The sequence below is a fragment of the Bradyrhizobium sp. ISRA442 genome (genome assembly GCF_038085055.1).
Classification (GTDB): domain Bacteria; phylum Pseudomonadota; class Alphaproteobacteria; order Rhizobiales; family Xanthobacteraceae; genus Bradyrhizobium.
In genome coordinates this window covers 41,376-62,107 of the sequence record NZ_JALGCN010000027.1, presented here as the reverse complement: position 1 = coordinate 62,107, position 20,732 = coordinate 41,376, and the positions used below count along the sequence as shown (strand labels likewise).

At 59.0% G+C, this 20,732-nt stretch carries 25 protein-coding genes; 13 read left to right on the top strand and 12 right to left on the bottom strand.

Annotated features, from left to right (window positions below; translation table 11 throughout):
- Positions 1–176 precede the first annotated feature (176 nt).
- Positions 177–1,184, bottom strand: coding sequence for an IS110 family transposase (locus MTR72_RS34980; protein WP_341511989.1), 1,008 nt, complete (start codon positions 1,182–1,184; stop codon positions 177–179).
- Entirely contained in the window at positions 1,147–1,581 is a 435-nt protein-coding gene (locus MTR72_RS34975; RefSeq protein WP_280966451.1) for a hypothetical protein, read from the bottom strand. The genes MTR72_RS34980 and MTR72_RS34975 overlap by 38 nt, the downstream gene beginning before the upstream one ends.
- A 79-nt stretch (positions 1,582–1,660) precedes the next feature.
- Between MTR72_RS34975 and MTR72_RS34970 the strand changes: the two genes are divergently transcribed.
- Together MTR72_RS34970 and MTR72_RS34965 are read left to right on the top strand one after the other, a co-directional pair.
- Positions 1,661–1,855: a hypothetical protein gene (locus tag MTR72_RS34970; RefSeq protein WP_280966452.1), complete on the top strand. Its 195-nt coding sequence runs from the start codon at positions 1,661–1,663 to the stop codon at positions 1,853–1,855.
- Positions 1,856–1,896: 41 nt separating this feature from the next.
- Positions 1,897–2,073: a hypothetical protein gene (locus tag MTR72_RS34965; RefSeq protein WP_280966453.1), complete on the top strand. Its 177-nt coding sequence runs from the start codon at positions 1,897–1,899 to the stop codon at positions 2,071–2,073.
- Between the two features lie 93 nt (positions 2,074–2,166).
- On the opposite strand, the gene MTR72_RS34960 is transcribed toward MTR72_RS34965, so the two are convergent.
- Together MTR72_RS34960 and MTR72_RS34955 are read right to left on the bottom strand one after the other, a co-directional pair.
- On the bottom strand, positions 2,167–2,319 hold the full coding sequence (locus MTR72_RS34960) for a hypothetical protein (protein ID WP_280966454.1): 153 nt from the start codon (positions 2,317–2,319) through the stop codon (positions 2,167–2,169).
- Entirely contained in the window at positions 2,316–2,933 is a 618-nt protein-coding gene (locus MTR72_RS34955) for a hypothetical protein (protein ID WP_341511988.1), read from the bottom strand. Before MTR72_RS34955 ends, MTR72_RS34960 begins: the two co-directional genes overlap by 4 nt.
- 462 nt (positions 2,934–3,395) lie before the next feature.
- On the opposite strand from MTR72_RS34955, the gene MTR72_RS34950 reads away from it, so the two are divergent.
- From MTR72_RS34950 to MTR72_RS34920, 7 genes are all read left to right on the top strand, one after another.
- Positions 3,396–3,629, top strand: coding sequence for a hypothetical protein (locus tag MTR72_RS34950; RefSeq protein ID WP_280966456.1), 234 nt, complete (start codon positions 3,396–3,398; stop codon positions 3,627–3,629).
- A 139-nt stretch (positions 3,630–3,768) separates the two neighbouring features.
- The gene (locus MTR72_RS34945) at positions 3,769–4,218 is read left to right on the top strand and encodes a hypothetical protein (RefSeq protein WP_280966457.1); all 450 of its coding nucleotides are present in this window, start codon (positions 3,769–3,771) and stop codon (positions 4,216–4,218) included.
- Positions 4,215–4,751 (top strand): ATP-binding protein, encoded by a 537-nt coding sequence (locus MTR72_RS34940; RefSeq protein WP_341511987.1) that lies wholly within the window; start codon positions 4,215–4,217, stop codon positions 4,749–4,751. The genes MTR72_RS34945 and MTR72_RS34940 overlap by 4 nt, the downstream gene beginning before the upstream one ends.
- Before the next feature lie 347 nt (positions 4,752–5,098).
- The gene (locus MTR72_RS34935) at positions 5,099–5,575 is read left to right on the top strand and encodes an ATP-dependent DNA ligase (protein WP_280966459.1); all 477 of its coding nucleotides are present in this window, start codon (positions 5,099–5,101) and stop codon (positions 5,573–5,575) included.
- A 748-nt stretch (positions 5,576–6,323) separates the two neighbouring features.
- Positions 6,324–6,518: a hypothetical protein gene (locus MTR72_RS34930; RefSeq protein ID WP_280966460.1), complete on the top strand. Its 195-nt coding sequence runs from the start codon at positions 6,324–6,326 to the stop codon at positions 6,516–6,518.
- Between the two features lie 433 nt (positions 6,519–6,951).
- Entirely contained in the window at positions 6,952–7,131 is a 180-nt protein-coding gene (locus MTR72_RS34925) for a hypothetical protein (protein ID WP_035687439.1), read from the top strand.
- A gap of 168 nt (positions 7,132–7,299) precedes the next feature.
- The gene (locus MTR72_RS34920; RefSeq protein ID WP_280966461.1) at positions 7,300–7,545 is read left to right on the top strand and encodes a hypothetical protein; all 246 of its coding nucleotides are present in this window, start codon (positions 7,300–7,302) and stop codon (positions 7,543–7,545) included.
- 2,127 nt (positions 7,546–9,672) lie between these two features.
- On the opposite strand, the gene MTR72_RS34915 is transcribed toward MTR72_RS34920, so the two are convergent.
- From MTR72_RS34915 to MTR72_RS34895, 5 genes are all read right to left on the bottom strand, one after another.
- Positions 9,673–10,266 (bottom strand): hypothetical protein, encoded by a 594-nt coding sequence (locus tag MTR72_RS34915; RefSeq protein WP_280966462.1) that lies wholly within the window; start codon positions 10,264–10,266, stop codon positions 9,673–9,675.
- A gap of 489 nt (positions 10,267–10,755) precedes the next feature.
- Positions 10,756–11,103, bottom strand: coding sequence for a P27 family phage terminase small subunit (locus MTR72_RS34910; protein ID WP_280966463.1), 348 nt, complete (start codon positions 11,101–11,103; stop codon positions 10,756–10,758).
- A gap of 460 nt (positions 11,104–11,563) precedes the next feature.
- Complete coding sequence (locus MTR72_RS34905) at positions 11,564–12,028, bottom strand: hypothetical protein (protein WP_280966464.1); 465 nt, start codon at positions 12,026–12,028, stop codon at positions 11,564–11,566.
- Between the two features lie 217 nt (positions 12,029–12,245).
- Positions 12,246–12,629, bottom strand: coding sequence for a hypothetical protein (locus tag MTR72_RS34900; protein WP_280966465.1), 384 nt, complete (start codon positions 12,627–12,629; stop codon positions 12,246–12,248).
- Positions 12,630–12,860: 231 nt separating this feature from the next.
- The gene (locus tag MTR72_RS34895) at positions 12,861–13,115 is read right to left on the bottom strand and encodes a hypothetical protein (RefSeq protein ID WP_280966466.1); all 255 of its coding nucleotides are present in this window, start codon (positions 13,113–13,115) and stop codon (positions 12,861–12,863) included.
- 1,782 nt (positions 13,116–14,897) lie between these two features.
- Between MTR72_RS34895 and MTR72_RS34890 the strand changes: the two genes are divergently transcribed.
- Positions 14,898–15,155: a hypothetical protein gene (locus MTR72_RS34890; protein ID WP_280966468.1), complete on the top strand. Its 258-nt coding sequence runs from the start codon at positions 14,898–14,900 to the stop codon at positions 15,153–15,155.
- A gap of 22 nt (positions 15,156–15,177) precedes the next feature.
- Here MTR72_RS34890 and MTR72_RS34885 read toward each other — a convergent pair whose 3' ends face one another.
- Together MTR72_RS34885 and MTR72_RS40605 are read right to left on the bottom strand one after the other, a co-directional pair.
- Positions 15,178–15,384 carry a cold-shock protein gene (locus tag MTR72_RS34885; RefSeq protein ID WP_280966469.1) on the bottom strand — a complete coding sequence of 69 codons (207 nt, stop codon included), beginning with the start codon at positions 15,382–15,384 and terminating at the stop codon, positions 15,178–15,180.
- A gap of 378 nt (positions 15,385–15,762) precedes the next feature.
- On the bottom strand, positions 15,763–16,092 hold the full coding sequence (locus tag MTR72_RS40605; RefSeq protein WP_445819669.1) for a thermonuclease family protein: 330 nt from the start codon (positions 16,090–16,092) through the stop codon (positions 15,763–15,765).
- 1,118 nt (positions 16,093–17,210) lie between these two features.
- Between MTR72_RS40605 and MTR72_RS34880 the strand changes: the two genes are divergently transcribed.
- Positions 17,211–17,471, top strand: coding sequence for a hypothetical protein (locus MTR72_RS34880; protein ID WP_341511986.1), 261 nt, complete (start codon positions 17,211–17,213; stop codon positions 17,469–17,471).
- Between the two features lie 1,418 nt (positions 17,472–18,889).
- On the opposite strand, the gene MTR72_RS34875 is transcribed toward MTR72_RS34880, so the two are convergent.
- The gene (locus MTR72_RS34875) at positions 18,890–19,030 is read right to left on the bottom strand and encodes a hypothetical protein (RefSeq protein ID WP_280966470.1); all 141 of its coding nucleotides are present in this window, start codon (positions 19,028–19,030) and stop codon (positions 18,890–18,892) included.
- Between the two features lie 204 nt (positions 19,031–19,234).
- Here MTR72_RS34875 and MTR72_RS34870 point away from each other — a divergent pair, with 204 nt between their 5' ends.
- Positions 19,235–19,672: a recombinase family protein gene (locus MTR72_RS34870; RefSeq protein ID WP_280966471.1), complete on the top strand. Its 438-nt coding sequence runs from the start codon at positions 19,235–19,237 to the stop codon at positions 19,670–19,672.
- A complete protein-coding gene (locus MTR72_RS34865) occupies positions 19,629–19,826 on the top strand; it encodes a hypothetical protein (RefSeq protein ID WP_445819668.1) in 198 nt (65 codons plus the stop codon). The genes MTR72_RS34870 and MTR72_RS34865 overlap by 44 nt, the downstream gene beginning before the upstream one ends.
- The last annotated feature ends 906 nt before the right edge of the window (positions 19,827–20,732 follow it).

Genomic DNA, 20,732 nt, shown 5'->3' with positions numbered 1-20,732 from the left:
TTCTCTCCGCGGTCGGGGCATGCCCTCCGCATGATGGCGTAGGATGACGCTGGCGGATCAATGTGTGAAGCGCGCTTGCTTTTTTGAGGCATCGCAAAGCCAGGGGCGATCGCACCAACGCCAGCGTCCCGGCAGGGACATTGGCTCCCGGCGCAGGTCGACGGGATTCGGTAATCTTACGCTGTTTGGTCGGCAGTCTCCTTTGATGACCATTTGAAGTCGGTACCTTCAACCCACATCCGGTGCAGAATGACGGCGAGTTTTCGGGCAACGGCAACCTTGGCTTTGCGCAGTCCGCTTCGCTTCGCGAGCCGAATGCCCCAGGCTTTGAGCGCCGACCATTTTGCTACGCGGGTGAGCAGTACGTTGGCTGCTTCGTAGAGATAGCTGCGCAACATCTTGTCGCCACACTTCGAGATTCGACCCGTCCAGTCGATCTCGCCGGAAGCGTACCGTCGGGTCGTTAATCCGACATATTCTCCGACGCTTCTTGACCTTCTAAAGCGCCTAGGGTCATCGATCGTTGCCAGAAAGCAAAGAGCCGTGACAGGGCCGATGCCAGGCGCCGTCATGAACTGTCGCACTTGAGCATTGTTGCGCGCGAGCTTCATGACCTTGCGGTCGAGATCCGCAATCTGCTGCTCGATGGCCGGGCAGTGAGTAGCGGCATTACCGCAACGGCGAGTTCGGGCCGATCTTCGGTGAGCTCCGCAGCACGCAATGCGAATGTGTTCATCTTCGCTGGGCCAATAATCAGCCCGAGGTTCTTTAAGAGCCCGCGGATTTGGTTCTCGAGATCCCGCTTGATCTTGACGAGCAGAGCCCGGGAGAGCCTTGACCGCGTGACTGTCGAGGTCTTTGACGCACACCTCCTTATACCATCCACATTGCATGATGCGGGCGATGCCTACGGCATCGTTGCGGTCGCTCTTGTTGATCTGCATTTTCAAAACGGCCTTGACGTGCCTGGCGTCGATGCAGATGACGGGCAGCCCCAACTTCTTCAACTCGGTCCACAGCCATGTCGACGTCGCTCCGGTTTCGAGTCCGATCCGCGTGACATGCGGCGCATTCGATTTGATGAATGCTGCAATCGCTTCCGGGTCGGAAGGAACCACGCCTTCACGTTGAATCTTTCCCGTTCGATCAACAATGCAGATCGCTGTTAGCTTCCAGTCCGACATATTGCTCCATTGCAGCTCTCCTGTTTGCAGGGCCGAGGTGGGCCTCATCGATTCTTGGAGAGCTGATTCCCAGAGCCTTAGTGTGGCTCTGGCCCGGAATTACCCCATGTTCTCTCGAGCTCATAAATCGGCCCTGCGCCTTTTCTGCCTCGAGGAGCCTACCGTATTCGGCGTTACGAACCTCATTGAGCCCGTTGGGCCCGTAAATCTCGTCGTCGTGGGCGTGGGACGCCTCCCAGGCCTGGAAAATCTCCTCCTCGAGCTGTAGGAGCGCGCGGTCGTCATCCGGCGAGGCGAGCGCGGTGGCGGGAATGGCCATCGCAGCGCCAGCCGTGGCCGCCGCCAGCCATTTAGAGAAGGTCCGCCTTGTGGTAGGTGTCGAAATAGCCTGCTTCATGGCTCACTCCATGCTGTGGGTTAGAGCCGGCGGCAAGGTGCCCGCCTTGCCCCGGCTTGCTTTCATGATATCATGAGATATGAGCAAATCAACTCGCGATATCACGAAATCAGCTAAGAAGAGACCCACCGAGGCCGGTGCCGCGGTATTGGTGAGGCTGCAGCCGGAACTGGCAAAACCATTGGATGATTGGCGACGTGCTCAAGAGGACCTACCCAGCCGCCCTGAAGCAATCCGCAGATTGGTTGAGATCGCGCTGAAGGCCAAGAAATGACCGGGGGCTTACAGAAGCCGCGGAGTTGAGAGGAGGACAGGATGGCCGCTATTTCAGTTCTGATCGGCGTGTTGATTATCGTGGTTGTCGGGGCGATCTGTTTTTGGGCGATCGACAGATTTGCGCCGGACGGTCGACTGGCACAATTGCTGAAGCTCCTGGTCGTGCTCGTCTGCTTGGGCGCGATCGTGCAGCGGCTGTTGGCGCTGACCTATTAAGGCTTGTCGAGATAGGGCTGAAGGCGAAGGGGAATATAGTGGATCCTAAACTTGAGACCATCGAACAGCGAACTGCGTCGAACTGATTACGCCTCAGTCATCCCAAAGACCACGAGAAACGGAATCGCCGCGAGTAGCTGTGCCGTCCTCGAAGAGTTGTTCGTCCAGCGACACGAGCAGGCTGTCGCCAAACTTGCGAAACTTCGTCGGAAATTCGCGCTCCTGTTCGCCGACTAATTTTTTCACCGCGCGCGGAACGTCATCGCGACCGATCGTCCTTGCACAAAGCTCCGCGAACGTATTCTGCACGATCTCATCGCGAGTGGCGAAATCCACTTCGGCACGAAGGAAGCAACCCATTCGAGATCGCCAGCACGAAATAGGAAGGGCGGGATGTCCTTGCGAGCCGGTTTAATGACTGCAGACGCGGCGATCACGAGTTTGGCGTTCGCGGGGACGATCTTGAAATGTACGAGCTTACTTCGTGAGTTTGCGCTAGCGATGTTCTCAATGATGAAGCGGTCGAGCTCAGGCTTGGCTATCCGCCGCATCTTCAGCGTATTGAAGCTGCAAATCCTCGGCAGATCCGGCGAGCCGCGAGTGATATCGTTCAGATTGAAACCGGCCTTCACGGCCTCGACGACGCGGCGCTCCTGCTGAGGCGTCATCACGGGAGGAGCTGACGTCTCTCGCCAACGATGGCAAGTCCTGCAGTACCGCTCTGGCCGATCAGTGGTGAATCCGATCCGGTGCCCGACGTTGTCTCCCGCGAGTAAATGGCCGCGCTTGCAGTGAGTTCGAGTGAGTAGGCGGCTGACGTTCTTCCTCGCCGAAAGAGCATTCTTTGCCACGAGCGCCATAGCCCTCTGCCCCCATTCTGGAAATTCGCGACAGTGAACGAGGAAGGCCTCTCGGCTTCCGATGCCGCGGCGCCGCACGCCATCTGGAGCAAACTTGCCTGTCACCACCGACGTTAGAGAAAAGCCGGCTTCTCGCCGAGCCATGAAACGCGGTCGGATCCTTCAGTCCCATTGCACCCTCCGCTAAGCGCAGAATTGCGCTGCGGTAGCGCGATCCTGAGTCGCGGCCAGTCTAAGGCTCGGGCGTCTCGATCCACGGTTTGTTGTTGTGGTCGCCCTCTTGCGCATACTGGCTTGTTGCGCGAGCGTTCAGCGGCGGCCGGTCGAGATCGGGGTTCAAAGCAAAAGCAATGAGGTGTTAGAAATGTTCTCTGGGCTGCAGCTACCACACTGGTTGATCGTCGCAGGGAACGTTTTTGTTATCATAGGAGCACTCGGTCTCCTCTTTGGACGTCGGAAGTGATGAAGAACAAAATCGAGATCGAGCACGAAGTCGCGGCCAAACAACTCTTACGGCGCGCAGCCAAGCGCACTCGTCCTAGCCAGGCCCTTTCAGTAGTGCCACACGCCCGGGAGACAGACGCCAACCGCGAGTTTGCGCCGGATCGCGACTCGGATGCAGTTCTATGGTTCCTCATTGCTCTCCCGATTTTCATGGTCGCCCACGCAATCTGCGTGAAGATTGGCGCCATCTAGCTCAAGGCAACGAGCTAAGTCGCGACAGCAATGGTTGCTTGAAGCCGATTTATCTATCTATGGTCGTATGGTCGCATTGACAGATCAATCAAAGTTAGGCGTTTATAGCCCATTTCCACTATAAATGGATAAATTGCTTATGGATCCCGTTCGAAACCCCTACGCGCCCGGCGCCGGCATCCCACCCCCGGAACTGGCAGGTAGGTCGGAGCTGATCGACGACGCGATCGTCGCCTTGCGGCGAACCGGTTTAGGAAGGCCGACACAAAGCCCCATCTTAGTCGGCCTGCGCGGCGTCGGGAAAACGGTCAACGAGCTGGCGGACAAGGAAGGATTCCATACGATCTCGGTCGAAGCTCACGAAGGAAAAACGCTCGCTGAACTGCTGGCACCGGGGCTGCGCAAAGTGCTGCTGGCGCTCAGCGTTGTAGAGGCTTCAAAAGAATTCGGAAGGCGCGGGCTTCGAGTGTTTCGAAGCTTCCTGAATGCCGTGAAGGTAAAGATCAATGATGTCGAAGTAGGTCTCACCATTTCTCCAGAAGTGGCACAGCGGACAGCGGCGACATCGAATTCGACCTTCCCGATTTGATGCTCGCCATTGGTCAGGCAGCAAAGGCGGCGAAGCGTCCAGTCGCTCTTCTGATCGACGAACTGCAATATCTTTCAGAGAGCGAATTCAGCGCTCTGATTTTGTCCATTCACAAGCTCAACCAGAACTCTTTGCCGGTGATCTTGGTTGGTGCTGGTTTGCCACAAATACTCGGCCTAGCTGGGGCGTCCAAGTCTTACGCCGAGAGGCTCTTCAAATTTACCGAAATTGGTGCGCTGGATGAATCAGACGCTGTGAACGCCATCGTCAATCCGGCGAGAGAGGAAGGAGTTCCAATCGAGCGGGCGGCAGTGGCTCAAATCCTCACACTGACCGAACGCTACCCTTACAACAGTGGGCGCATGAAGCATGGAACATCGCCGACGGCAAGAAGCTGGTCGAGTTGGCCGCGAGCATCGATCCATGCGCCGTTCCTGTACACGCTAAAGGCCAGCGGACCGGAGTTCGGCGCCGGCCTCAAGTACGCCGTCGACAATGGCTGGCTCGAGTTGCACGAGAGGGTGCTGTCCTAGTTAGGACACTCGCAGAGGCAAATTAGGACATTTGATTGTTTCGGGAAAAAGTGGCAATCAGGTGCGCCCTGCATCAATGGGCAATTCAACAGAAGGCCTCAGCCGGTCCAGCCCCGGGCTGGGGTCTTTTCATTACCGCCAACAACATAACGCCGCCCGCTTGAAATGATCGCAAGCGGCGCTGTCCAGCCCCGGGAGGGTGACGGCAAAATCCCGGAGCATGTCAGTTTGGTACAGGTGTTCGGATCTGTCTGTTCGATACCTGACATTCGCGGGGGTCCCTTGTCCCCACCCCCGGGGACTAGCTAGAAGGCCTTTAAGCCTTCCCGCCATCAATTACCCGGAAGTTGCGCTTTACCCGAACCGGCCGGTTTGGCTCCAGCGGCAGCACGATATCAATAGGCAACATCGCCGAGGCCGCGCTGAAGAACCGGCAGAAGTATTTCGTCATCGATGGTGAAGCCGTGGTGCTTGGGGTCGACGGGATATCCGATTTCAACGCGCTCCATTCCCGCAAGCACGAGCACGAAGTCCAGCTTTATGCCTTCGATATCCTCGCCATGGGTGGCGATGACCTTCGCGCGCTGCCGCTGCAACTCCGCAAGACGAACCTGGAGCGCCTCCTAGCCCGCCGACCGGACGGCATCACCGTGGCGCCTTTCGAGCGCGGCGAGATTGGCCCCGATCTATTCCACGCCGCATGCCGCATGGGTCTCGAGGGCTTGGTCTCAAAGCATCGCGATCGGCCTTATCGTGGCGGCCGGCAGAAACACTGGATCAAGATTAAAAACCTCGCTCATCCGGCGCTGAGCCGAGAGCTCTGAAGTCCCCAGCAGCGGCCCCACCAACGCATGCAACATATGGCGGGGCCGCCTGCTCCTTCGGGCTTTGAAGCAGGGGGGCCGGAGTCCGAAGGGACGCGGCATTTTACGTCCGGCTGCAGGGATTGACGATTGCTCGAAAGAGGCACTCCCTTGGAGTGTCTGCGGGCCAGCCACATTCGGCTATGAGCCCGCGACCCCTTGATCCATCAGCACCACCGCTGCCGCGGCGGACGGCGCGTGCCGCGCCAGGATCGGCCGCAGGACCGTCTACGCCATGGTCGTGGTGTGCTTGGTCATTTGGCAGATTCTTGGCTCGCGCTGGCCGCGTCTGACCGGGTTGTCGGAGTAAGTGAACCCGCTGGACTAGCGTTTGCCCTAATCTGGAATCTATTCCGCAGATAAAGCGCCCAGCATTCGTCCTCAACGCGCCCGAATCTCGATCGCATTCTTGGGGTGTTGGAAGCTGCGCTGGTAACGATGCTTCTGGCTACCGCTCCATCGCTAGACCTTGGCCCACAGCCCCAGCGATGGAGCGGTATATCACCAAGCGTGATGGGTAAGCCCGGTCCCCGCTAGGGGTAGCGGGGCAAAGACGGCCCCAGCCGTGGGGGCTTTTAAGGGATCGTGGGCCGGGGTCGTTTGGAGGTTGCTTGGACAACTTGGGGAAGCCAAGCGACTGCGAGCTTACTCACGGCGCCGTTCTGTTCGCTTCAGCACGTTGGCAATTGTTCCTTCCCGGAACAACTTAATGGTTCCGGGACTGCACCAGATCAGCAAGGTTGGCTTTGGCTCGATCTATTCTGCGAAGCGCTTCTGCCTCGCGCATGCAGAAGCCAGTTATGGTGAGGTCACGCCGCGCGGCCTGCACCTCGTGCAACGCATGATCGATTGCCTCGGTAACATTGTTGCCAACCATATCGGCTGTCCCTCGCTTCGAGATTAAGATCCGCCACTATCGATTCCGAAAGCGTCGATACCTTTGCGACGGCAATTCAACGTTCGACAAGTCGTCTTTACCTAGGAGCGCAGGAACGAGTTCGTCGTTCACAACCTTCTCCATCACGAATCGCACAAGCTTGGAGCGGGAGACTCCGCGTTCATTGGCTGCCTTCTGTAGATACTCAACTTCCAAAGGAATGACGATGTTCTTGATGGCCACAATGTGTCCCTAATGCTCCTTGTTTGCTCTCGTTTCTTGACCAGCAAAATTGGTGAGAATTGGAAAGCACTATGACAACTCTGCAGGATGCTCCATTGAAAACGGTATCAACACCAGCAAAGAATACCTCGGATCATCGTGGCGCCCTTCGAGCGAGGCGAGAACGCATTCGCATCATCACTTTAACCCCGCGCGTGATCACGTTGGAGAACATCAAGTGGCAAAGAAGACGAAGAGCAAGCGCAAAGAGTACACCAAAGACGACGTCAAGCTGCTCAAGGCACATTCCAAAGCCCGCACACCAGTGGCAAAGCTTTCGAAGCTGATGAAGCGATCCGAGGGCTCGTTGAGGCAGAAGGCGCGCAGCCTTGGAATCGGTTTAGGACACCAGCGCTAAGCTGGGATCTTCGACCCGTAGTGTCCTAATTTCCCTCTGCGAGTGTCCAACAAAACGGCCCCGCCGCCGCAGGGCGGTCGTCCCCCTCACCCGGCTTCTCGACCTGCTCCGATCGGCGCGATCGGAACCTGCAGCGAGCGAAAAAATTGAATCCTCAAGGAGGTTCCGATGACACAGAAAAATCGGACGCCGCGTCCGTCGAGCGCAATGGACGCCGTTACTAGTTCCGGCGCCGGACACGTTCCCGCTCACCCGCACGACTCCGGAAGTCAGGCAAACGAAACCGTGGACGGACTCGACGCCAGCACCGAGTCGCTGCGGCGCGCCACCGAAGATACGCATTCCGGGAGTGGCTCCAGCGATATCGAAAAAACGCCAGTATTTGACCGGGCCGGCGCTGCGCAGAAAATCTGAGCGAGACTGCCTCCATGCACTGGCGCAAAAGTGCCGAGCAGAACGAACGGCAAAAGAGATCTTTCTATCTCGTGGTCCTGGCGTTTACCGCCTTAATCGCCGTTTCGACTGTCTTGTTGGTTCTGCATTTTCCCGCGTGACCGTGTAGCTGCGCGGAAGACGTGCGGCTATCCGACGGTCGAGCCGCGCTTCGTCTGTCAGGCTTGCGGCAGGCGGAGCCGCCGATGTTCGGCGCCGGCATCAAGTATTTGGCGCCGGCATAAAGCTGGCGATCGAGCGCGGTTGGCTCGATCTGCAAAAGGGTGGGAATATGTGAAGATGCACAGACTGCGCGGCAAACTAGGAAAGTACATATAGGAACGATGGCGGCGCCCCTGCGTCAGGCCAGACGGTATTTCGCGGCACCACTCGGCGCTCCAGCTCTTTGCGCCGCAATTTGAACTGCCGGAGAGCTGAAGCCGCCTCGGACCGTTGGGACTGGACCGGAGGTTGGTATGCGTCGCTCGCCATCGATCGCGCCGCAAGATGCGGCCGGATTCCTTGTTCGGCAAGGAAGCACGGGCTGGATGGTTTACGACCGAGAACGCACGGGCCCAGCAGTGATTGGGATCGACTTGGCGGCCAATCTGACAAAGGAGCAAGCCGAAACAAGTGCAACGCGTGTTGACGTCACCGGGCGCAGGCCGAGCTAATTCCCAAAAGGCGTAAGGATGATCCGCGGCACGGGCGTCGGCATCCGATATTTCCCCGTTGCAGCAACGAGAGAAGCCGTTCTGTCTTGCTGACGCTGCCCCTGGTTCTTGCGCATTAGGGCCTCAACATGGGCCGCCCTTAGCCAGGGGCACACTACCAACGCCCAACATTATGCCGTCTAACGGCGCCTGCGCTCAGCCCGTGCATCGTAATAGATGATCGCCGCGAATGTGGCGCCTACAGCCAAGACGCCGATGCAGCCCGTAATCAACAAACCCACCACCATAGCTGGATCAGTATTTCTACGGCGTCAGGTGTGGGCAATTCACGAATGATTAGCGCGCGCAACAAGACAGCTTTCACGCTGCGCAGTCGCAGCGAAGAAACGGCCCCAGCACAACCCTAAATGCCGGGGCCGTTGGAGGTTTGCTTGGCGGTAATGGGAATCGCCAGAGCGTCCTAAGTCTAGGACGGTTTGACAATCTGGTTCTGTCCACTTTCAGACAGAGCCGGAAGGCGGCGGGACCATCGCAACCGTTCCGATCAGGGAACGTCAAAAGACCGTCCCTAATTCTGCTCACATGCAGCGGCCCCGCCTCGCGGGGGACGCGCGGTAGGGCCGCCTGCTTCCCGGACAGGATGGGGCTGGCTGAGTCCGGTCGGCCTGCTAACCCTATCCCCGTCAACCGGGAAAAGGTTATTAAATTCTGAATGTCCTAATTCGGATTCTCGGGTGTGCTAATCAGGACCATTAACGAAAAGGCCCCAGCGGAGCTTGCAAACGCTAGGGCCTCATTCCGTGCCGTCGCGGTTAACTTAGGATCGCCCCAGCAAACTTGTTTGCCTCGCTGATGTTAACCGTGGCGCTACCGCAACAGTGAGCATGTTCCGTTCTGGAACATCCTTTCGCGACTCAAACTGCACGGCAAGTTCTGGAATCATCCCAATCAACCGGGGCTGGAAGTGTTCATTTCGTAAACACTCAATTTTCCCGGGAAAATAAGGGCCGCAGGATTTGTGGTAGTGGTCCTGCGGCCCCTTTTCAACGTCGTTAAAGTTCGCCGCTATACGTGCTTGCTCTGGCGGCGCGGTGATCCATCCGCCAGATCGCCCGATGCGAGCGCCTCCGTAGGCGACCGGTGCGCTGTCCGATCCCTCGTAATTCCAGACGATCAATCCGAACGGCGCCGGATCATCCAGTAGCGGCTCGCTTGGTTCACCATGCCCACCGGTGCGGAATGGTGATGCCGGAATCGTCCGCTTCGAGCCGCGCGCGGATGGCCGCTAGGGCTTGGCCTTATATTGGTGCTCATTCGTTTCCGTCCTACGAGCCTATGACGCCGACAGAACTCAAGCGATGCGACTGCAGTCGCATCGCTATATCCGGTGGCGATTCCGATCTCTGAAAACGACCCATTGCAGCGAGAACCGTCGCTAAAGCTCTGCGGTAACCGGAAAGAGAGTACTGGAATACTCACCATCATTGACCAAGGCGAGGGCGGCCCCGTTCGAACCCATGCCGCTCACGTTGGATACGGAAGTCTCGTCTGATGAAGCATCCTTGCAATAGTTTGTCGCGCCCGACAGGGAAGCAAAAGGAAGCGTAGAGGCATCGTTAAAATGCGCCGCGATGATGAGGTTCTTGGTATGATCGGGTGCAAAGCTGACGGCATCCGTGATCAGGGTGAGCGAGCCGCTTGCGAGCGAAAAGGAATTGGATCCGACGACCGTAAGTCGGACCTGCCCTCCGTCGAAGTCGTAAGGATCGCCCGACGCGGCCTGGTGGCCGATGAAACAACTATCGATGGACCAGCCATTGTTGAGCGCTGGCGCCGATTTCAGCGTCACTCGGACTTGCGTTCCCGAGGTCGACAACAGCGAGCTGTTCAGCACCTGCTGCAGATTGCTCCCATTCCATCCGCCGGAGGCACTCGAAATCGCCTGCGAAAATGTCGTGGTCCAGGTGGCGCCGCCACCAGTCGCCGAATTACCAAGTGCGCCTATACAGCCTGCGATGCCAGCTAGCATTGCTGTCGCTTCTTATTATCGCCCATGATATACCCAGCCAAGGTCGCGAGCCGAGTTTGCACCAGCGCCGCGTCGCGCGCGGCAGTCGGATCTAATTCTCCGGCCTGCCGGACCAGGAGTCGGCCGCGGCCGAAAGCACCCAGATAGGTCCCCGCCCTGCCGGAGCATGATTACCGCGCTCATAGTGCTTGACACTCAGACCGATCAGCCGGCGCCAATGGTGTCCCGTTCATCGCACCTGCCCTCGCTGCTGCATCGCCGCCAGGATATCCATGCGAATCTCCAGCGCCGCCGGGCGCGATATGGCCCAGCACGTTTCGGGACTGTATGGGGCCGGCCCAGCGAGATCGTCGCGTAGGGGCGAAGCGTGCCAGGGAGGCAGCCCCAAAGAGCGTCGGAGCGCGTACTCGTCGCCTGCATCAAACGCCGCGAACACCTCTGGCGTAAGCGCGAACGCGCGACGCTTCGAAACTCGGCGTTTTACCGGCATCAAAGACCCCGCCTGTTCGACCGCAGGGCTGGCGGTGCAGACCTCAGGCTGGATGCCGGCTCCGTGTCGAGATCGAGTTCACGAACCAGCCGCGCGAAACCAATACGGCTGTCCCGTTCGATCGCGACCGTCGGGTGCGGGCGCACCCCACCTTCACGGCCTTCAACGACTAGACCGTCGCGCAAAAGCAGCTCACGAGCCTCCTGGAGACGGTCCCAGGCCTCGCAAGCCGCCTGTAAAAGCCTCAGATGGTGCGGTTCGAGCGCATAGTCACGGACCACCGACCGCCACCAAATGCGGGTTTGTTCGGTCAAATGTGCCGGCGCTTTAGGTGTTTTCGCCCTCATTTGGCGCTTTCATTCCTTAGTTGGCGAGTTTTTGATCGGGGGCAGCACGATTGCGCGTTTTTGGCCCTGGCCGGTCCCGGCGTCCCGGCCCTTAACCTTTTCGAGGCCCCCTCCCGGGCAGGGCGCCCGCGACATGTAGGAGCGGATGTGCCCGAGCTTTGACATGGCGGCGAGCTCATGTGGTAAAAGGTTACGCACCTCATCGGGCGACAATCCCGAACGAGCCACCAACTCTGCGAAGACAGCGAACGGACCTATCATCGCCTCACCTAGCCCTGTGACGAATGGCAAGGTCGCGGAGCATTCGACCTTTGATGCCGACCTTGTCGCGCCGCGCGTTGCGATCTCTCAGAACGCGCGCGATCGTATGCGCCGGTGGCACGCCCTTGAATTCCAGCTTCCCTCCGCCGCGCAGTCGGATGACGCAGGTATCTATCGTTCGTGTAAGCATAGCTTGCCCTTACCGGAGTGCTTGGGGAAGTTCGGTCACGTCCATGTCCGGCCTCGACCATTTGCCGGAGGTAAAGCGCCAATCGAGACTGTTGTCCCGCGGGTTGCCTAAGGCGAGTAGCTGAGCCGGTCCGAGGTAGGACCAAGCGATATCCTCAGCATTGAGAGCATCGACAAGCTCGGCGTATGCCAACATTGCCGCGTGCAACTCGAGTAGCTTTAGGCACGTCTCGCGGGCGCGACGGCTGTGTTCCTCGCGGACTTGATTGCAGACGATCACTGACGCGGCGGTGCGCTCATGGCCGAGGCGATCTTCCAGCACCTTCACAGCATCCTTTAACGCGCGCGCATGCTGTTGAAGCTCGCGCAGTCTCTCCGGAGTCGCCTCCGGCGAATTCGGGACCTGATCTCCAACCAATTCGGCAACCTTCGCGCGGCGAAGCTCCCGCGGAGCGCCACGTACCTGGACCTCCACCCCGCGCAATCTCGGCGTCGGTTACGGCCGCGTCGTTGAGCAACCGTTGCCGACGCGCGACCATTTCGGCGTACTTAGGCGAGGCCTCGGCGAGAGTTGGAACGGAGAACTTTTTTGGCTTCGCGGACTTCAAGGCGGCTATCGACATCTGGCGTTCACCCATCGAATTTGATGAGAAGCAATCTAGATGATGCGTCCCGTGACAAAAATTATTATGTCACACCTTTTTCCGGACGGGCCTGATGCCCTGCTTAAGGCGATAGCGGACAATGCGCCGATAGTGTCGGTTCAACTCCCTATCGTTGCTCGAGACACGCAGTACCACGCTCAAGATGACGTCGCGTTCAGACTTCACGTTGCCTTCGGCAAGCCTAATGTCGACTTCACGCGATAGCGATCGGTCGAGCGCTTCGTATTTTGCCTTCCGGCCGGGAGATTGCTGAAAGAAGGCCCGGCACGCGCGCTGATAGGCAGCCCGGACTGCCGGATCCGTGCACTGATCAGCCAAGCGTGCCAACCGGTCAGCTTCGGCAGAGATGTCGACCGCACAGAGCGCATGCGACGGCTCAATTGCAGCGGTCGTTTCGGAGTGGCCATTCATTTGCGCAGCACCCCGCCGGTAAAGCTGGCGAGGACCTGCGCGGCCGCGTCAGCAGCTTCCTCGGGCATGGTCGGCGACAGCCAACGCAAGTCGCCCCCGAGCGAATGCCAGGACACACTGAAGCGGTCCCCGTCCTCGCCTGTTCGATCGCGAATCCTCGTGATGCTGCGATGCCGCCGAGCTGTTGCGGTTGGTGACGATTGCGCGATGGTTTCATGTCGCACCTCGTGGTCATGCTGCGGCTTCCTTGGTGATGCCGTACTCGGCCAAAAGATGATCAGGTACGATGCAGCCTTGTTTCCCTGGCTCCGGACCAAACTGGGTCACATACCGCGTCCATCGGCAGAGCTTCTTGTAGACAGCCAGCACGTCGCGAAATTCGGCTTCTGACGGCTTGGACAGTTGGATTTCAGCTAGGGCGCGGTCAGCTGTGGCGTTGATTCTCGCCTTTTTCGATGGCCCGATCGGTCCGCCGGCGAGCGTCATCGCTGATCCAGAGTCGAGCCCTGGCCTGCCAATCTCGGGAGTACGCCTGCTTACCGGTCACCTGTCGGCAATGGTCGACGAACCGCTCAAGCGATCTATCGACCGCCTCTGGAAGTTCGACCCCATGGAGGCCAAGACCGACCTTTAGGCCGTTGGCAAGGACCGGCTGGACCAACTGATCGCCGGCGATCTGGCCGAAGGTGATGAAGGATTGGCAAAGGCCCTGCGCGCTCGACAAGCTTTCAGTCATGCCGGCGCCGGCGCGACAGGCGCACGCATCGATGATTGGCGACGCGAGCAGCCAGACCTGCCCGGTCGCCCTGAAGCTATCCGCAGGCTCGTTGAGGCAGGGCTAAAAGCCAAGAAATGACTTGTGGGGCCTACAGAAGCCGCGGAGTTGAAAGGAGGACAGGATGGCCGCTATTTCAGTTCTGATTGATTATCGTGGTTGTCGGGGGAATCTGTTTTTGGGCGATCGACAGATTTGCGCTGGACGGTCGGCTAGCAAATTTGCTGAAGCTCCTGGTCGTGCTCGTCTGCTTGGGCGCGATCGTGCAACGGCTATTGGCGTTGACCTATTAGCAAATGAGCCATGTGCTCGACATGTAGTTCGGACCTAGAACTAGAATGCCTGTCAGAAGGGCCCGCAACTTCTCCTCGCACCTGCGCGGCATCGTACTCGTCCGCCGGTCGGCGCTTCGCTCCGGCTTCAATCTCCAATGCGTCGGCCTGCGCGCGATAGGGCCGCGGCGATAAAGGTTTCTGCACGAAGCCTGGAGATCGGCTTAGCGTCGCCAGCCAGACTGGCACGCGCAAACAAAACGGGCCGCCCGTGTGAGCGGCCAAGTCCTCAGGGGAGGAAATACCTTAGAGAGTCCCCTCGGCCGCTCCCGCAAAGCGATGTCGCGATGGGGCTTCCGCCCGGTCGTAATCTCTATAATCGATTTGGCGAGCTGGTTGGGGGCGCTTGGGGATTCGTGTTTTCGCGCCCCGTTTTTGCGTACTCGTGCTCAGCAATCCATTTAACTGCGTCGTCCTCCGTATTAAAACCCTTGATTACTTCCGTTTCGCCATCTGGCCACAGAATATCTACCCCCCAGCCAAGCCCAGGATTTTTGCGCACTCCGAAGGTTGGGCGCTGTTCTAACATCGTTTGAGTATGCGCCTATGGCACCTGGCTTCAAGCCAGCTATCCTGCCACAATCAAACTGATCCACTACCCACGAGAGGAACCGATAATTTGCGAAGCACGCAGGTTGTCACTTCAATAGCGGCATGCCCAGCCCTTTCCGACGCCACACGCCTACCCATGCCGACGGCCGCCCGGTCAAGATCACGCTTGGCCAGATGCGCGCCATGGGCGTTCGCGGCGTTCTCGTCTACTGCGCCGACTGTACGTGCGGCCACCACGTTGCGCTGAGCGCCGATCGATGGTCTGAAGACGTGCGGCTATCGGACCTTGAGTCGCGGTTCATCTGCCAGGCTTGCGGCCGGCGGGGGGCCGATATCCGGCCTGACTTCAATTGGAATATGCCGACAGTGGCAGCTATGGGATACCGGTGAAACTCACGACCGGTCAACAACGAAAGGCCCCAGCGCAGGCTGGGGGGCGCTGGGACCTCATTCCGGTACCGGTCCAATCGCGGTTAAGACCAGTGCACGTAGGATCGCCCGCAAAAGTTATAGAGTGGTTGACGCTGCGCGTGAGCGACTGAGCGCAGCGCTTGTGTAAGCCGGCAGGCTGCGTCATCTAACATCGAATTATAAATTTCGATTCGAGCGATGAAGCTTACTAGCCAACGTCCCTTTGCCACTCCTGAAGCCGCAGCGCGCAAGCTGGTCGAGTTGGCCGCGAGCATCGCGGCCGTTCAGGACGGTCGTATCCACATCGAGAAAATCAACGCGCCGTTCCTGTACAGCCTCAAGGCCACCGGGCCAGACTTCGGCGCCGGCATAAAGCACGCGGTCGAGAGCGGCTGGCTCGAGTTGCACGAGTCCGGCACTTATGTCCGGCTCTTGAAGGCAGAGCCAGCAAACTGATGATGGATTGCGGGTGCGCCCGTCAGCCAATCCGCAGATTTTCCGCGGACATCTTGCCCGAGCGCCCCGCCTTCAGCTCGTAGCTAATCCGCGCGCCCTCGGCCAAGTCCGTGTACCCGGCTTTCTCGACGGCGCTGACATGCACGAAGACGTCTGAGCTGCCGTCATCAGGCTGAATAAAGCCATAGCCTTTGGTCGCGTTAAACCACTTCACTGTACCGATCGCCAACGCAGTGCCTCCGAATCAAAAAATGACTTTCACGAAGTGGGAGCGTAGCCTGATCATGGACGTCTGACTGTACGATTTCCGATATTGGAGCGAGCGGCCAGTATATCGCCGTCTCAATCCGCGCTCTTCGCCTGGATGGTCAGTGTCTGGATGGTCAATGCTCGGTCTGCGTACCCGCGCGGTAGAAGATGTTAGCGCCACATCGTGGGTAAGTTCAGGGCCTTGTGACCTACCGCTTTCAACGCGTCTATAGAGAGTTGCCCCTGTGCCGCAGCTTCGAGGATCTTCGACGCAACGCGCGTTCTGGCGCCGATCTCATTGACAGGAATATTCTCGCAAACTTCCTCGAGCACCGCCCCCGCCAGCGAACTCTATCCCTCAACACCAGCGCTGCCGCGGCGGACAGCGCGTGCCGCTGCAGACATACGGCCGCGCCAAGCCCTCGCCGATTAGTATCTGCCCGACGTCACGGCCGCCGACGGTAAGCGAGCCGCACAACCGGCCGTAATTGCAGCGCGATGTACCCTCTTCGCCTGGCCGGCACGCGCAGGCAACCCGCTGGAGGCGAACTTCGCCGCCAGCAACAAGCTCACGCAGCCTGCTAGTCGCCTTCTCAGCCCGTCGGCTCTCGTCCTCACAGCGGGCCCTATTGCCACTCTCCGGCGCATCGAAGCCAACGAGCCGATAGACTTGTCCCTGGTGTCTCACTGTGTCGCCGTCAACGGCAAAGATCGCGATCGGCGAGCTGGGCGAGGTCCAGAAATGCGCCACCCCGAGCAGGATCGCCGCTACCACGACGGCAACGGAGGCCCAGCGCAAACGTTCGGCTTGGCTCGGAATGGGACCACGGACATGCGCGGACAATCATATACCGGGCCCGACCCGAAGTATGCCTCGTTTTAAGCTCCTGATCCCCGAACCAGGAGTGCCACCCGTAAATTTCCCAATGTCGCGCGCCTCGGAACAGCAGGAAGATTTCAAAAATATGAAATCATCGAAGCGGAAGGAACGGACCGACATCGAACGCAAAAAGCTTTCGGCGATGATACGCCCCAGAACACCGCATGGGCGTCGGACGTACTCAGAATGATCGATGCAGAAAAGGAAGCGAGAGCGGCACATAGCGGGAAGAGCGTTCGCATCGTCATTCTCCGGCTTGGAAGTTGCTTACAGTATGACCATCATCCCGATTGGCCTTATCCCGATTGGCCTTCGAGCGCAGACCGGCGAAAGTTTTGAGTTTCGCGCCAACGGCCGCGGCCTCAAAATGCAAGCGAATAGCAGAACTTCTGCGCCAGCTCGGGATCGACGTACCCGCTCCCATCGATCCATTCGTGTGGGCAATAGCCGAGCGACAAAGGATCGATGAAGATCCCGTCTCGAACGATTGCTTCGCGAGTGCCCATCAGACTGTGGCGACTCTGTCGCGGCTACCCGAGTCAAAACGCAAAGCGTCGAAAACTGCAGTATCATTGGTCACGGCAAACTCCGGCCCGTCTCAAATGAACGATCTGCAATGAATGCAGCGTGTCGCGTCGGCGCTCGAGAGCAAGCAATATCGTTTTTGCAATTGCTCACGCTGGTAGCACCGACACTGATCACCTCAAGAGGATCACGGGAGCCGATTACCTCACACGGCGGGTGCTGATAACGTCAGCTCGTTGTTTCCGAACCAGTGCTGTCGCGAACATTTGAGCCAGAGATTTACGCGAGCTAAATCTCAAGGCGCTGTATCGCGGCCGTCAAGGAGGACGGCATGCAAGAACATCTGGGCGATGGAGGGCTGGGAGGTTATCTCGGTCATTACTTGGGACATGGTGCTCGCCATGAGTGACGACGATCTGCGGTCCCTGCCCCTCCACATGCGCAAGACGAACCTGGAGCGGCTCCTAGCCCGCCGACCGGACAGCATCACCGTGGCGCCGTTTGAACGCGGGGAGATCGGCCCCGATCTATTCCGCGCGGCCTGCCGGATGAGCCTAGAAGTTTGGTGTCCAAGCATCGCGACCGGCCTTACCGTGGTGGCCGGCAGAAGCACTGGATCGATGAAGAACCGGAGCCATCCCGCGATGGGGCGCGAGCTGTAGAAACCTAAATCGGCCGCAACACCCCACCCATCGAGTGATCGCATACTCGAAGGACGGCGCCGGCCGTGAGGAGCTAGCGCTCAAAATTGATCTGGGTCAGGATTTTGTGTTGCCTCTTCGTCAGCGGCGATCTCCAGGGGAATAAGCTAGGGCCGTTCAAGTGAGGGGCCGCTATGCCCAGGGAAATCGCGATAGCGCTTTGGTCCTTAGCTACTCGCCGGTCTAATTGGGGCTCAGCAAGCATTTTCCTACCAGGCGGATGTTAGCGCGAAAGCTGCCATAGTTGTCGATCCGGTTGCCAATCGGGCGGTCAAGGTGACAGGCTGCCTGCTATGCGAGCGCTGCCTAACGCTCAAAATGGATTACCCGTGCCAAAATTGCGCTTCGACGCGAATTGCAAGCCGCCGATTGACGTCGTGGGGACGTTTCGCCGACGCGAGATTGAACCAGGGCATAGCCCGAGCAGAGCAGCATTCCCCTCTGTCCGCTATGCTGTGACCTGCCGGCCCGCCGCGGCCGGGTGAATTGGGGGTTTGTTCGTTTCAGCGTTTCACCGGATGTCCGGCCGCTGACCATGAGATGTCGCGCAACGGGATTTCATTGCGAGGCCCGCAGCCGGGCGGTGTCACAAACCTGTGGCATGGCCATTGCAAAGTTGCAACCAACTGGGATTTCAGCGCTCAGTTTGAGAATAAAACGCTGCCGGGACATGTATTTCGAGCCCGGCAGCGTCCTATTTCGAGATTAGTGGGACAGCCGCCCGCCGATGCGTCGCCTGGCGAGACGAGTTGGCTCGAGCGTCAAACTGATCGAAAATGCTCCTCGTCTATGAAGTCGTCACCACATTGGCGCCTGCGGCTCGAAGCCGGAAAACCGTCCATAACGACCGTACCTGCCGAAGCTGCACAATGTTCATGTCTCGTTTGACATCCGTTCGTATCGTTGAGCCGGAATTGCATAGTTATCCCCGCGCCTGTTCATCTACCGTTCCTATCAGAACACGCGACTTCACCGTTAAATCGGGACATCCAGTGATAAGAATTGCATAGTTTTCCCGGTCGAAAGGCTGCCCCGCCGGCCCTACACGCATCCGCGCCTTCGGATTTTTTTCCTAGCGCATCAGCAGGGCAGCGACGGCGGCCACGAAGCCGACCACCAGAAGGCTGCCGGTCGTGAGCGCGATGAAGTCGATCGATGGGCTGTGATCAAAGTGGTGAAGGCGCATTGTCGCCTCCTTGCATATTGCCCCGCATCAGGCCCCGCCGCCTTGGGGTAGAGAGGGGGTCCGCGGCGACGGGACCCCGCGGCCAGGGGATGAGGCCGCACATAGGCAACGGTCGCGATGGGTGATCCGTTCCGGCCCGCCGAACACACCCGCGCCTGCAGGAAAATTTTCCCTGGTCTACTGGGTGACGCGCTCAACCGCCGCCCGCGCGACTGTCGTACAACGTCGACGATACGAAGGTCGACCCGGCGTAGTGGTGGTGATGGTGCCGCGCCAGCGCGGCGCTGCTACTGACCGCGAACGCTGTCGCGAGGACGATTGCGAAAAATCTCATTCTGAAATCTCCGCCTTTCGGTTGGGGCCCGCGCTGAAGGAATCCAACGGTCGCGACGACCTGTCGTTCCTGATCGCGCGGCCCATACGGAAAAACACTCCGTAGTCGGTGACGAAAAACCCCGATTTCGCAAGGATCGCCACCTCCTTGAAATTAGCATACGTATAGATAGGCGTATGCTGATCGCCAGCATAGGAGGCCACCATGAAGCGAGTTGGCATCTACTTGCGTGTTTCCACCAAGAACGGCCAGAACACCGAGAGCCAGCGTCGCGAGCTGGAGGCCGTCGCCGCCCGCTCCGGTTGGCAGGTCGTCGACATCTATGAGGATGCTGGTATCAGCGGCGCCAAGGGTCGCGACAAGCGGCCGGCATTCGATCGGCTCCTCAAAGCCGCGACGAGGCGCGAGATCGATATGATCGCGGCCTGGAGCGTCGACCGGCTCGGCCGTAGCGTGCAGCATCTTGTCGGCTTCCTGAATGAGCTGCAGGCGCTAGGCTGTGATCTCTACTTGCATCAGCAAGCGATCGACACGACCACGCCGAGCGGCCGCGCCAATGTTCCAGATGTGCGGCGTCTTCGCCGAGTTCGAGCGCTCCATGATCCGAGAGTGCGTCAATGCCGGGCTTGCGCAGGCAGGTGAGGAGAACACGAGGCTCGGCCGGCCTCCAGTCAAGCCGCAGATCGAGGCGCGCATCCGCGCCCTCCGCGCCAAGGGCATGGGCATCTTGAAGATCGGGAAGACCCTCGGTGTCGGAACCTCGACCGTGCAGAGAGTTCTCAAGCCGGGCGCCTGAATCGATTGACGGCTCCTATCACTGGGTGTTCCATCCAAGCCTTGGCCGCGAGTGGCAGCCATGGTAAAGAACATCGTAGCCGGAGGAGTCGTAGCGGCTTTGATTATCATGGCCTTGATTGGCTACGCCCAAAAGCACCATGAATGTTGGAACGGGCACGTGGTCAAAAATTGGCGGCACGCGCACGTGCTCATAACCCGTGAGCCATGCGGGTCCGTCAGCCCTTCAATTTAGGAACCATTTTCCGCTGATCTCTGTGCAGTCGCGAGCGCGCGTTGCCCCCGCGTTGCCGCGCCTCGGCCTATGACGGTTGTCCGAGCTCGCGATCGTCTGGCGTCAACCGCCTAGCCAAGCGCGGCCGTATGTCCTCGGCGCGGCGACGGGGTCGCTGTCTGGCGATCAGCACTGCGAAGGCGATGATCGCGATGCCGTCAACTGCGAGTGCGTAGCTCTCGTATGGCAACGGCCGTCCCCTGTGCCGCCCAGCAGCCGCAGGCTAGTCGATTCCACCGTCTCTCCTCGGTTCGGTTTGTGACACTGAGCGGCCCGTCTCGCAGGGCTCCTCCCGCGCCTGGCGGTAGCAGCGACAATAGGGACGTTTGAATATTCGGGAAAAAGTGGCAAGTTGCTGTGCCCAAGAATCGGGCAATCTCCAGAGAAGGCTCCAGTCGCTCAGCCCCGGGACTGGGGCCTTTTCCATTTGCGCGCCATGTTGCGCCTAACCGGTGCAACTTATTGATATTAATTAAGTATTTTCACGAGGCAAGTCATTTTGAAATCAGCACCGATACGGTGGACATATCAGGAACATACCCTGCCGATGGACACCCGATGGCCGAGCTATCCAGGATCGATGGACGCACGAAACTGGCGAGGCGTCTCAAGGCCGATGCTGCGCGTCGCCAA